The organism is Jatrophihabitans sp. sgz311053 (assembly GCF_056135305.1).
In genome coordinates this window covers 1,868,381-1,880,314 of record NZ_JBWAXP010000001.1, presented here as the reverse complement: position 1 = coordinate 1,880,314, position 11,934 = coordinate 1,868,381, and the positions used below count along the sequence as shown (strand labels likewise).

At 70.6% G+C, this 11,934-nt stretch carries 11 protein-coding genes; all 11 read left to right on the top strand.

The window, feature by feature from the left end; all coding sequences use genetic code 11:
* The first annotated feature begins 87 nt into the window (after positions 1-87).
* From AC0NZQ_RS08355 to AC0NZQ_RS08305, 11 genes are read left to right on the top strand one after another with little or no spacing between them, the layout of a single operon-like run.
* Positions 88-1,104: an ABC transporter ATP-binding protein gene (locus AC0NZQ_RS08355; RefSeq protein WP_474529248.1), complete on the top strand. Its 1,017-nt coding sequence runs from the start codon at positions 88-90 to the stop codon at positions 1,102-1,104.
* Positions 1,105-1,163: 59 nt separating this feature from the next.
* The gene (locus AC0NZQ_RS08350; RefSeq protein ID WP_474529443.1) at positions 1,164-1,952 is read left to right on the top strand and encodes an MlaE family ABC transporter permease; all 789 of its coding nucleotides are present in this window, start codon (positions 1,164-1,166) and stop codon (positions 1,950-1,952) included.
* Between the two features lie 4 nt (positions 1,953-1,956).
* On the top strand, positions 1,957-2,838 hold the full coding sequence (locus tag AC0NZQ_RS08345; RefSeq protein WP_474529247.1) for an MlaE family ABC transporter permease: 882 nt from the start codon (positions 1,957-1,959) through the stop codon (positions 2,836-2,838).
* On the top strand, positions 2,835-4,112 hold the full coding sequence (locus tag AC0NZQ_RS08340; protein WP_474529246.1) for an MCE family protein: 1,278 nt from the start codon (positions 2,835-2,837) through the stop codon (positions 4,110-4,112). Before AC0NZQ_RS08345 ends, AC0NZQ_RS08340 begins: the two co-directional genes overlap by 4 nt.
* On the top strand, positions 4,109-5,239 hold the full coding sequence (locus AC0NZQ_RS08335) for an MCE family protein (RefSeq protein ID WP_474529245.1): 1,131 nt from the start codon (positions 4,109-4,111) through the stop codon (positions 5,237-5,239). Before AC0NZQ_RS08340 ends, AC0NZQ_RS08335 begins: the two co-directional genes overlap by 4 nt.
* Positions 5,236-6,243, top strand: coding sequence for an MCE family protein (locus AC0NZQ_RS08330; RefSeq protein ID WP_474529244.1), 1,008 nt, complete (start codon positions 5,236-5,238; stop codon positions 6,241-6,243). Before AC0NZQ_RS08335 ends, AC0NZQ_RS08330 begins: the two co-directional genes overlap by 4 nt.
* A 2-nt stretch (positions 6,244-6,245) precedes the next feature.
* Entirely contained in the window at positions 6,246-7,394 is a 1,149-nt protein-coding gene (locus tag AC0NZQ_RS08325) for an MCE family protein (RefSeq protein ID WP_474529243.1), read from the top strand.
* Complete coding sequence (locus AC0NZQ_RS08320; RefSeq protein ID WP_474529242.1) at positions 7,391-8,827, top strand: MCE family protein; 1,437 nt, start codon at positions 7,391-7,393, stop codon at positions 8,825-8,827. The genes AC0NZQ_RS08325 and AC0NZQ_RS08320 overlap by 4 nt, the downstream gene beginning before the upstream one ends.
* Positions 8,827-9,933: an MlaD family protein gene (locus tag AC0NZQ_RS08315; RefSeq protein WP_474529240.1), complete on the top strand. Its 1,107-nt coding sequence runs from the start codon at positions 8,827-8,829 to the stop codon at positions 9,931-9,933. The genes AC0NZQ_RS08320 and AC0NZQ_RS08315 overlap by 1 nt, the downstream gene beginning before the upstream one ends.
* A complete protein-coding gene (locus AC0NZQ_RS08310; RefSeq protein ID WP_474529239.1) occupies positions 9,930-11,198 on the top strand; it encodes a hypothetical protein in 1,269 nt (422 codons plus the stop codon). Before AC0NZQ_RS08315 ends, AC0NZQ_RS08310 begins: the two co-directional genes overlap by 4 nt.
* Entirely contained in the window at positions 11,195-11,908 is a 714-nt protein-coding gene (locus tag AC0NZQ_RS08305; RefSeq protein ID WP_474529238.1) for a hypothetical protein, read from the top strand. Before AC0NZQ_RS08310 ends, AC0NZQ_RS08305 begins: the two co-directional genes overlap by 4 nt.
* Positions 11,909-11,934: the final 26 nt, after the last annotated feature.

Sequence of the window (11,934 nt, the reverse complement as noted above, 5' to 3'; positions counted from 1 at the left end):
GTCACTCCGAGGCCCCTCCGCCAGCGCCGTGCGAACGTGCGCAGCCGGGCGCGCGTCGGGCACTGCAGACAGCGGGGAGGGGGTCGCGTGGGCGTCGAGGTCCGCATCGAGTCACTGTCGAAGTCCTTCGGGCGCCAGAACATCTGGCACGACGTGAACCTGACCCTCCCCGCCGGCGAGATCAGCGCCCTGCTCGGCCCGTCCGGCACCGGCAAGTCGGTCTTCCTCAAGTGCCTCATCGGTCTGCTGCGGCCCGAGGGCGGGCACTGTCACGTCGACGGCGTCGACACCGTCACCGCGGACGAGAAGACGCTGCTGCGGGTCCGGCGGCTCTTCGGCGTGCTCTTCCAGGACGGCGCCCTCTTCGGCTCCCTGCCCCTGTACGACAACGTCGCCTTCCCGCTGCGCGAACACACGAACAAGACCGAGGCCGAGATACGCCGCATCGTCGGCGAGAAGATGCACATGGTCGGCCTCGCCGGCACGGAGGCCAAGCTGCCGGGCGAGATCTCCGGCGGCATGCGCAAGCGCGCCGGCCTGGCCCGGGCCCTCGTCCTGGATCCGCAGATCCTGCTGGTGGACGAGCCCGACTCCGGCCTCGACCCGGTCCGGACGTCCTACATCTCGCAGCTCTTCGCCGACATCAACGCGCAGACGGACGCGACGATCCTGATCGTCACCCACAACATCAACGTCGCCCGCACGTTGCCGGACAACCTCGGGCTGCTCTTCCGTCGGGAGCTGGTCATGTTCGGACCGCGCGAGGTGCTGCTGACCAGCGAGGAGCCGGTCGTCGGCCAGTTCCTCAACGGGACCATGCAGGGCCCCATCGGCATGTCGGAGGAGAAGGACCAGGCGCTCGTCGCCGCCGAGCTCGCGCAGGTGGCACGCGACGGCCACGCCGACGACGTCCGCGGCATCGTCCCGCAGCTGCAACCCACTCCGGGGCTGCCGCCGCGCCAGGGACAGCTGCGCCACCGCGAGCGGCTGGCGCGGGGCTGGCACACGCTGCCCGAGCACACCCGGCGCGCGGTCACCGCCGCGCAGGAGGCCGAAGCGGCCGAGCAGGCGCGGCGCGGGACCCTGGCCGGAGCCGCCTCGTGACCCGACAGCTCTCCCCCACCGACCCCGACTTCGCGCCGGCCCCGCCCTCCACGAAGCCGATCCCCTGGCCGGTTCAGCACGGTCGCGTCGCGCGGGGCTTCATCACGATCGGCTCGGCCTTCGCGCTCGGCCTGGACGTCATCCGGCTCACCTTCCACCGCCGCTTCCAGTGGCGCGAATTCATCGAGCAGTTCTGGTTCATCGCCAGCGTCTCGATCCTGCCGGCTGCGCTGGTGGCGATCCCCTTCGGCGCCGTCATCGCGCTGCAGCTCGGCACGCTCACCGTCCAGATCGGGGCGCAGTCCTTCACCGGCTCGGCGGCGGTGCTGGCGGTCGTCCAGCAGGCGAGCCCGATCGTCACCGCACTGCTGATCTCCGGCGCCGCCGGCACCGCGATCTGCGCCGACCTGGGCGCCCGCACCATCCGCGAGGAGATCGACGCCATGTCGGTGCTCGGCATCTCGCCGGTGCAGCGGCTCATCGTCCCGCGGGTGTGGGGCTGCGTCCTCGTGGCCATCCTGCTCAACGGCATGGTGTCGGTCGTCGGCATCATCGGCGGCTACTTCTTCAACGTCATCGTCCAAGGCGGGACGCCCGGCGCCTACCTCGCCAGCTTCTCGGCGCTCGCCCAGTTCGCGGACCTGCTCGTCGGCGAGCTGAAGGCGGTCATCTTCGGCTTCATCGCCGCCGTCGTCGCCTCTTTCCGCGGCCTCAACCCGCGTCCCGGTCCCAAGGGGGTCGGCGACGCCGTCAACGAATCCGTGGTGATCACGTTCATCCTGCTGTTCCTGGTGAATCTGGTGATCACCACCGTGTACCTGCAGCTCGTCCCGCCGCGGGTCGGGTGAAAGGATGACCGACCAGGTGCTTCCCGCTCCCCCGGCCGCGGCCCCGCCTGCCCCGGCACGGTCGTCCGCTCCGGCCGTCGTCGCCCGACCGGTCGACGGTCTCGCCGGTCTCGGGGCACAGCTGCGCTTCCACGTCCGCGCGCTGGCCTACATCCCGCAGGCGCTGATCCGCTACCCCCGTGAGGTGGTGCGGCTGCTCGGCCAGGTCACCTTCGGCTCCGGCGCGCTCGCCGTCATCGGCGGCACCATCGGCGTGATGGTGACACTGAGCCTCTTCACCGGCGCGGTGGTGGGGCTGCAGGGTTACACCGCCCTGGACGCCGTCGGCACCGCGCCGCTCACCGGCTTCCTCAGCGCCTACTTCAACACCCGCGAGATCGCCCCGCTGGTGGCCGCGCTCGCGCTGGCCGCCACGGTCGGCTGCGGCTTCACCGCTCAGCTGGGCTCCATGCGGATCTCGGAGGAGATCGATGCCCTCGAGGTGATGGCGGTGCGCAGCGTGCCGTACCTCGTCACCTGCCGGGTCATCGCCGGCTTCGTGGCGGTGATCCCGCTCTACGTCATCGGGCTGCTCATCTCCTACCTCGGCAGCCGGATCATCACGGTGTACTTCTACGGCCAGTCGGCCGGCACCTACGATCACTACTTCTTCCTCTTCCTGCCACCCGGCGACATCCTGCTGTCGTTCCTCAAGGTGCTGGTCTTCTCCGTCGTCGTGGTGCTGGTCCACTGCTTCTACGGCTTCACCGCATCCGGTGGACCGGCCGGGGTGGGTGCGGCGGTGGGGCGCGCGGTGCGGCTGAGCATCGTCAGCGTCAGCGTCATCGACTTCTTCCTCTCGCTGGCCATCTGGGGCTCGACGACCAGCGTCCGGGTGGCCGGATGATCGCCCGTCGCCGCGGGGACGCCCTCATCGGGCTCGTCTACCTGATCGTCATCGCCGCGCTGGTGCTGCTGTCGATCGCGGTCTTCCAGAAGAAGTTCACCTCGTACGTGGAGGTCACCGCCCGCACCAGCAGCATCGGCAGCTCGCTGCAGAAGGGTTCGGACGTCAAGGTCCGGGGGGTGCTCGTCGGTCAGGTCGGCGGCATCTCGACCGACGGCGACGGCGCCCGCATGGACCTGCAGCTCGACCCGGACAAGGCCGCCGACATCCCGGCCAACGTCACCGTGCAGGTGCTCCCCAAGACCCTCTTCGGCGAGCGCTACGTCAACCTCGTCATCCCCGGCGACCCGCGGGGCCGACTGCGGGACGGCGACAGCGTCCGGCAGGACTCCTCGCCGCACGCCGTCGAGCTGGAGAAGCTCTTCTCCGACCTGCTGCCGGTGCTCACCGCGGTGCAGCCGCAGAAGCTAGCGGCGACGCTCGGTGAGGTCGCCCTCGCCCTGCGCGGCCGGGGCAAGGACATCGGCGAGACCCTCACCGTCGTCGGCCGCTACCTCGACAGCCTCTCGCCGCAGGTGCCCACGATCGCCGACGACCTGGACCGGCTCGCCGATGTCGCCGACACCTACTCGACGGCCGCCCCGGACATCCTGCGTGGCCTCGAGGCGATGACGACGACCAGCCGCACCCTCGTCGCGCAGCGACAGCAGTACCAGTCGCTGCTGGCATCGCTGACCACCACCGGGAGGACCTACGGCGACTTCGTCGGTACCAACTCCGACCAGATCATCGGGTTGTCCCGAGACAGCCGCGAGGCGCTCGGCATCACCGCGAAGTACGCCTCGGAGTTCCCCTGCCTGAGCCGGGCGCTCGTCGCGTACATCCCGCGGGCGGACAAGGCCTTCGGCGCGGGGACGAAGCGACCGGGCGCCAAGGTGGTGCTCCGCGTGGTGCCGCGAGTGGACGCATACCGGCCCGGCGATCAGCCCAAGCGCTACAGCGCCGACCCCGGCCCGCAGTGCCCGTACACGCCGGCCACCTCGCTGGCGAGCACGGCGCTGGCCGACCTGCCGGGGGTCACGGGGGCGGACACGGCCACGACCCGGGTCGATCCGACGGTCGCCGGCCAGGGCAGCGCGAACTCCCCGGCCGAGAACCAGCTCATCGGCGAGCTGCTCGCCCGCACCACCGGCGGCAGCCCCCGCTCCTACCCGGCGTGGTCCAGCCTGCTGCTCGGCCCGGCGCTGCGCGGGACGGAGGTGACGGTCAAATGAAGAGCCTCACCGGCCCGATCATCAAGAGCCTGATCTTCATCGTCGTCACGGTCTTCGCCACCACCATGCTGGCGCTGACCATCACCAACGGCGACTCCGGCGGCGGCAGCACGTACCGGGCCGTCTTCAGCGACGCCACCCTCCTCAAGGCCGGCGACGACGTCCGCATGGCGGGCGTGCGCATCGGCCAGGTCGAGTCCGTCTCGATCACCCACCGCCGGCAGGCGCTGGTCACGTTCAGCCTGCCCGCGGACCGCAAGCTGACGAGCACGGTGACCGCGGCCATCCGCTTCCGCAACCTGATCGGGCAGCGCTACGTCGCGCTCGACCAGGGCGACGGCTCGCTCGACACGCCGCTGCGCGCCGGCTCCACCATCCCGCTGTCGCGGACCGAGAACGCACTCGACCTCACCGTCCTCTTCAACGGCTTCCAGCCGCTCTTCCGGGCGCTGCAGCCGCAGCAGGTCAACCAGCTCTCGGCCGAGATCATCGCGGTCTTCCAGGGCGAGGGGCCGACGATCGACAACCTGCTGCAGCAGGCTGGTCAGCTCACCAGCACCATCGCCGACAAGGACGCCGTCATCGGGCGGGTCGTCACCAACCTCAACTCGGTGCTGGACGTCGTCAACGGACGCGGCGACCAGCTGACGACGCTCATCACCTCGTTGCGGCAGCTCGTCTCGGGGCTGTCGGCCGACCGGACCTCCATCGGGAACGCCGTCGACGGCATCTCGAATCTCACCACCGACGTCGCCGACCTGCTGCAGAAGGGACGGGCGCCGTTGAAGTCGTCCATCACCTCGCTGCAGGCGTTGTCGGCGAACCTCGCCGGCTCGTCCGGTGCCCTGAACTCCTTCCTGGAGCGGCTGCCGGAGAAGCTCACGACCATCGGTCGCACGGCCTCCTACGGCTCGTGGCTCAACTTCTACCTCTGCTCGGTGGACGGCAACATCCGGGTGCCCACCGCCGATGACAGCGCCAAGGGCACGCCGGTGTACGGCAACGTCCCGACGACGCAGTACCCGGCCCCGCCGGGTGTCGCCCCCTACCCGACGATCACCACCGGCCCACCGAACCCGAGCGGACTCGTCGGTGTCCACCCGCGGACAGCGAGGTGCGGGGCATGAAGGCCTTCAGCGAGCGCAATCCGATCGTCATCGCCGTCGCCGGCCTGACCACCATCACCGCCGTCACGGTGGCAACGTTCTACTCCCAGGACCTGCCGGTGATCGGCTCGGGCGACACGTACGCCGCGAACTTCAGCGACGCCGGGGGGCTGAAGGAGGGCGACGACATCCGGGTCGCCGGGGTGAAGGTCGGCGACATCACCTCCATCGAACTGGTCAAGACCCACGTCCGGGTCGAGTTCACGGTCAAGGACGCCTGGATCGGCGATCGCAGCACCGCCGCCATCAAGATCAAGACTCTGCTCGGCGAGGAGTATGTCGACATCGATCCGCAGGGCTCGGCGTCGCTGTCACCCTCCCGCCCGATCCCGCGCAGCCGCACCACCACCCCGCTGGACGTGAGCGAGGCGCTGTCGGGGCTCTCCCGGACGACCGGCCGCATCGACACCGGGCAGCTGGCGAAGAGCTTCACCACCCTCTCCGACACCTTCGCGAACACGCCCGCCGCCGTCCGGTCCGCGCTGACGGGACTGTCCCGGCTGTCGGAGACCATCGCCAAGCGCGACGAGAAATTGCGCGAACTCGCGCAGAACACGAACAAGATCACCGGCACGCTGCAGATCAACAACCGCAACTTCGCGCGTCTCATCGAGGACGGCAACCTGTTGCTGGCCGAGCTGCAGCGGCGCAGTCAGGCCATCACCGGACTGTTGACGGGAACGCGTGACCTCGCCCGGCAGCTCTCCGGCTTCGTCCGCGACAACGAGAAGACCCTCAAGCCGGCGCTGGACAAGCTCTCGCAGGTCACCGAGATCCTTCTCGACAACAAGGGCAATCTCGACCGCGCACTCCGGTTGATCGGCCCGTACTACAGCATGCTCACCGACGCGACCGGCAACGGCCGCTGGCTCGATGTCTACCTCTGCGGGCTCTTCACCAAGTCCGGCGCACCCATCCTGGACGCCGATGCCAAGCGCAGCTGTTCGCCGCGGGAAGGGAGCTGATCGTGTCCGATCCCGCTGCCGCACCACCCTCGCGGCGCCGCCGCGCCGTGGTCACGACCGTTGTCGCCGCCGTGGTCCTGGGCATCGTCGCCGGCGTCTGGATCTGGCGCGACAACAGCACCGGCACCGAGTTCAGCGCGCGCTTCACCTCCTCGGTCGGCGTCTATCCCGGTTCGGACGTCCGGGTGCTCGGCGTGCCTGTCGGCTCCGTCGACTCGGTGACGCCGAACGGGCGGACAGTCACCATCGGGATGCACCTCGATCGGGATGTCGCGGTCCGGGCCGACACCTACGCCGTCATCATCTCGCCCAACCTGGTCAGCGACCGCTACGTGCAGCTCACCGGCGCCTACGACGGTGGTCCCAAGCTGCGTGACGGCGCCGTCATCGGCACCGCTCGCACCCGCACCCCGGTGGAGCTCGACGAGCTGACCCGCAACCTGACCTCGCTCACCGACGCCCTCGGCCCCAACGGCGCCAACGCCACAGGCGCGCTGTCCCGGCTGCTCAAGGTGGGCGCGGCGAACCTCGACGGCAACGGCAAAAAGATCAGGGACACCATCTCCCGCCTCAGCTCCTCGGGCCGCACCCTGGACGCCTCAAAGGACGACATCTTCGGCACCATCGACCAGCTCTCCACCTTCACCCGGACGCTGCAGCAGCACGACACCGCGCTGAGCAGCGTTAACCGCAACCTGGCTGCGGTAAGCCAGACGCTCTCCAACGACCGTGAGACCTTCGGTGAGGCGCTGCGCGAGCTCGGCACCGCCCTCGGGCTGGTGCAGGACTTCGTCCGCACCAATCGCGGCGCGCTCACCCGCAACGTCGACAAGTTGGAGACCGTGGCCGCGACGCTGGCCAAGCAGCGCGGGTCGCTGGCCCAGACGTTGCGCACGGCGCCGCTGCTGCTGCAGAACTTCCTCAACGCCTACGACCCCAAGACCAACCTCCTGCGTGGTCGCGCCAACCTCAACGAGCTCACGGTGTGGGCGCGCAGTGCGACGACCGACTCGGCGTCGGTCTCCAGCGCGGACTCGACACCCGCCGGTGGCACCGCCGGCGACACGGCAGGTGACACGGCAGGTGACGGCACGAGTTCGCCGCCGCTGCTGCTGCCGGTGACCGACAACGCCGCGAGCGGAGCCCGATGAACGCGCCAACCGGACTGCGGCGGCGCCGTACCGTGCGCGTCGCGGTGCTGACGACGGCCGCTGCGACCCTGCTCTCCGGCTGCGGCCTGGGCGACGGCCTCTACAACGCTCCGCTGCCCGGCGGCGCCGACCTCGGCGGCCATCCCTACAAGATCACCGCTCAGTTCCGGGACGCGCGCGACCTGGTGCCGCAGGCCGGGGTCCGCGTCAACGACGTCCCGGTCGGTCAGGTCGACTCCATCGATCTGGACCGCAGCGGCCGCGTCGCCGAGGTGACGGTCGAGGTGAACGGCTCGGTGAAGCTGCCGGCGAATGCGGTCGCCTCGATCCAGCAAACCTCGCTGCTGGGCGAGAAGTACGTCTCGCTGTCGGCGCCACTCGGCAGCGCCGCCGTCGGCCGACTGCGGACCGGAGACGTGATCCCGCTGTCCCGCACGACCAACGGCGTCGAGGTCGAACAGGTCTTCGGCGCCCTGTCGCTGCTCCTCAACGGCGGCGGCGTCGGTCAGCTCAACGACATCAATCGCGAGCTGAACAAGTTCGCCACCGGCAACGAGCAGCAGATCCGTACTTTCTTCGGCAGCGTCGACACCGTCGTCACCGACCTCAACAAGCGTCGCGGTTCGATTACCCGTGCCCTGGACGCGTTGGACACGCTGTCGGCCTCGCTGCAGAACGAGAACGGCCGCATCAAGACCGTCCTCAGCTCTCTCGCCCCCGGTCTCGACGTGCTGGCGGGCCAGCGCACCGAGCTGACGGGCGCGCTCAATGCCCTCAATCGCCTCGCCGGCGTCACCACCCGCACCCTCGACGCGAGCAAGGACGACATCGTCGCCGACCTCAAGTCGCTGGCACCGATCCTCCGGCAGCTCGCCGCCGCCGGAGCCGCGCTGCCGAAGTCACTGCAGGTGCTGCTCACCTATCCGTTCAGCGACGGCGCCATGGCCGGGATCAAGGGCGACTATCTCAACGGCTTCGCCACCCTCGTGCTCCGGACCAAGACCGGCGCGCTCTATCCCGTGGCCTCCGCGCGCGTGCCTGCCTCCTCCCGCTTGCCGGCCTCGGGCCCGCCGGTCGTCGCCACCCCCGCCGGCCTGCTGCCGCCCACCAGCTCCGCGGCAACCGGGTTGCCGAGCACGCTGACGCTCTCGCCGACTGTCCCCGGCTCGTCGGCCGCCCGGTCGGATTCGGGTTCGGCGTCCGGGTCGGGATCGGCGTCGCAGTCGGGCTCGGGGTCGTCGTCGGGCTCGGGGTCGTCGTCGGGCTCGGGGTCGTCGTCGGGCTCGGCATCCGGGTCGGGCTCGGCGTCCGGGTCGGGTTCGGCGTCCGGGTCGGGATCGGCGTCGGGATCAGGCTCGGCACCGGGGTCTGGTTCGGGGTCCGCCTCGGGCTCGGCGTCGGCCGCCTCCGCCACCGCCGAAGGGGATCGCTGATGCTGACTCGCACCACGCGTCTGCAGGTGCTCGCCTTCGTCATCGTGGCGATCGTGGGTGTCACCTACCTGGCCGTCCGCTACGTCGGCGTCGCCCGATGGGTCGGCGCCTCGGGCTACTCGGTCAGGGTCGATCTGCCGCAGAGCGGTGGGATCTTCACCAACGCCGAGGTCACCTATCGCGGCGTCTCGGTCGGCCGGGTCGGCGACATGGACCTCACCCGCACCGGCATCCGGGTGCAGCTCGACATCACGTCGGACCGGAAGATCCCCTCCGATCTCGAGGCGGTCGTCGCCAACCGGTCGGTGATCGGCGAGCAGTACGTCGACCTGCGGCCGCGTACCGACCGCGGTCCGTACCTGCACGACGGCAGCGTGATCCGCTCGCGGAACACCGAGCTGCCGCTGCCGGTCCAGGACGTGCTGCTCAGTACCGACCGGTTCGCGCGCTCGGTTCCGCTGGGTTCGCTGCGGACGGTGGTCGACGAGCTCTACGACGCGACCCGAGGTGCCGGGCAGGATCTGCAGTCGCTGCTCACCACCACCAAGTCGTTCTTCAGCGCGGCTGAGACGTCGCTGCCGCAGACGCTGGACCTCATCGACACCTCGCAGACAGTGCTGCGCACCCAGCAGCAGACCTCGGGGGCGATCCGGGACTTCAGCGCCAACCTCGCTCGCATCGGCGAGCAGCTGCGCAGCTCCGACGGTGACATCCGCCGTGTCCTGAACACCGCGACGCCGGCCCTCAGCGAGGCCAACCGACTCATCGACGGGATCAAGGGCTCGGCGAACGGACTGCTCACCAATCTGCTCACCACCAGCCGGGTCTTCCTCGCCGGTAAGGACGGGCTGCGCGAGATCCTGGTCAAGCTCCCCGTCGCGGTCACCGCGGGCGGCGCCGTCGTGACGCCGCGTGGCATCAACGTGGGTCTGGTGCCGACCTTCTTCGATCCGCTCCCCTGCACCGCTGGGTACGGCGGCACCAAGGTGCGTAGCGGGCTCGCCACCGGCGGCAACCCCGCCCTCAACACGGCTGCGTCGTGCAGTGCGCCGCTCTCGTCGGGCATCGACGTGCGGGGCAGCCAGAACGCGCCGGGATCGCGATGACCGACCAGACGACTGAAGCCGCCGAGCCGGACGACACCACCCCGTCGGCAGCGCCACCGGCAGCGGCGTCGGCGGCGCCGGGCATGGCCGCCAGCAGCCTGCGCGCCCTCCGGGCCGCGCTCGCCGAGCCTGGTCCCCGCACCGCGGAGGGTGTTCCGGCCGCTGAGACGGGTCACGGTAAGGAGCCGGCACAGCCGGGCGACGTCGCGCCGGCCGGCAATAGGACGGCCGCGACGCAGACCACCAGCTCTGCCGCGGAGGCCGCGACTGCCGACGCCGTGGACGTGACCGACCCCGCAGACACGACAGACACGACCGACACCCTCACCGTCACGGACACGACCGACACCACCGCAGACGCGACCGAGACCGCCACAGACGCCACCCACACCCCGGACGCAACCCACACCCCGGACGCAACCCACACCCCGGACGCAACCCACACCCCGGACGCAACCCACACCGCGGACGCAACCCAGACCGCGGAGGCAACCGGCGCCGAGACCACCGCGCCCACCGGCGGGGCCGCCACGGCCGGGTCACCCTCAGCCGCGGCCACCGCAACAGCAGGCCTGCCTCAGTCCGTGGCGAGCGCCCCCGCCCCGGCCCCCGCCGCTGACGACACCGACGACACCGACGACACCGACGAGCGCGCGACGGACCACGAACCACCGTCGGTCCCGGTCAGCCGGCCGCGCCGCGCCGGGCGACCGGGGGCCGTCGTGACCGCCGCCGCCGCTGCAGATCGGCCCCGCCGCCGGGTCGGGCGTCTCACCCTCGTCAGCGCCGCGGTCGCCGTGGCCGCGCTGGTCTTCGGAGTCGTGAGCGGCGTCGTGTGGTGGCGGGCCGGACACGACGACGGCCGCACCACCGCAGTCGCGCGGGACGAGGTCGCTGTCGACGCACGGCTGGCCATCGCCACCGTCAACACGTCGGACTACCGCAAGCCAGCGGCGGCCCTCGCCAACTGGTTGGAGGTCTCGACCGGGACGCTCAAGTCGGAGTTCAGCGATTCCCGGTCGTCGGCGACAACGCTGCTCAAGCAGGCCAAGGTCGTCACCTCCGCCGTGGTCCTGGATGCCGCCGTCACTCGTCTCGACACCGCCAAGGGCAGCGCCACCGTGATCGCTTCCGTCAACGTGAAGCGACAGCCGGTGACCGGCGCGGCCACCACGACCCGCAACCGGTTCCGTGCGACCCTCAGCAAGGTCGGCGGCGACTGGAAGCTGGCCGATCTCACGCTCGTCCCGGTGGCCCTGACGTGACCGCGACATCCGAGCGCTCCGAGGAGACCGTGACCGACCCGACCGCCCAGTCCGACGCCGACGCTCCCACCGAGAGCAAGGCCGACGCCGACGCTCCCACCGAGAGCAAGGCCGACGCCGAGGCTTCGACCGAGACCGGCGCCAACACCGAGACCGGCGCCGACACCAGCGCTGCCGTCCCGACGGCGGGCACCGCCTCGCCTCCCCGGCGCGTCCTGCTCCCCATCGCCCTCCTCGTGCTGGCAGCCGCCTTGGTGGCCACCGGCATCGTCCTGCTCGTGCGGGCCGACCAGCTCGGTGACAGCAGCGCCGGGCGCAACCGGGCGCTCGTCGACAGTCGCACCACCTCCCAGGTGATCGCCCAGGTCAGCACCGGCCTGAACCAGGTGCTGAGCTACGACTACCGCAAGCCGCAGGTGGCGCAAGCCGCAGCCAAGCGGTGGCTCACCGGTGACGCCCCGGCGCAGTACCGCGAGCTGTTCGCGCAGCTGCAGAAGCTGGCACCCGGCCAGAAGCTCACGCTGGTCGCCAAGGTCTCCACCGCTGGCGTCACCTTCCTGCGCGGCGACACCGCGCGGCTGCTGGTCTTCCTCGATCAGCAGAGCACCCGCGCCAGCGACGGACAGAGTTCTGTCGCAGCCGCACAGGTGGAGATCACCGCACAGCTCATCGACAACGGCTGGCGGATCAGCGAGCTCAAGCCGATCTGAGGCACTCGCTCGACCGCCCGGCCGCC

What these genes read in the sequence shown, in the direction of transcription:
- AC0NZQ_RS08335 (WP_474529245.1), top strand. Translation starts at nt 4,109, where the DNA reads ATGAAGAGCCTCACCGGCCCGATCATCAAGAGCCTGATCTTCATCGTC.
- AC0NZQ_RS08345 (WP_474529247.1), top strand. Translation starts at nt 1,957, where the DNA reads ATGACCGACCAGGTGCTTCCCGCTCCCCCGGCCGCGGCCCCGCCTGCC.
- AC0NZQ_RS08320 (WP_474529242.1), top strand. Translation starts at nt 7,391, where the DNA reads ATGAACGCGCCAACCGGACTGCGGCGGCGCCGTACCGTGCGCGTCGCG.
- AC0NZQ_RS08310 (WP_474529239.1), top strand. Translation starts at nt 9,930, where the DNA reads ATGACCGACCAGACGACTGAAGCCGCCGAGCCGGACGACACCACCCCG.
- AC0NZQ_RS08315 (WP_474529240.1), top strand. Translation starts at nt 8,827, where the DNA reads ATGCTGACTCGCACCACGCGTCTGCAGGTGCTCGCCTTCGTCATCGTG.
- AC0NZQ_RS08330 (WP_474529244.1), top strand. Translation starts at nt 5,236, where the DNA reads ATGAAGGCCTTCAGCGAGCGCAATCCGATCGTCATCGCCGTCGCCGGC.
- AC0NZQ_RS08340 (WP_474529246.1), top strand. Translation starts at nt 2,835, where the DNA reads ATGATCGCCCGTCGCCGCGGGGACGCCCTCATCGGGCTCGTCTACCTG.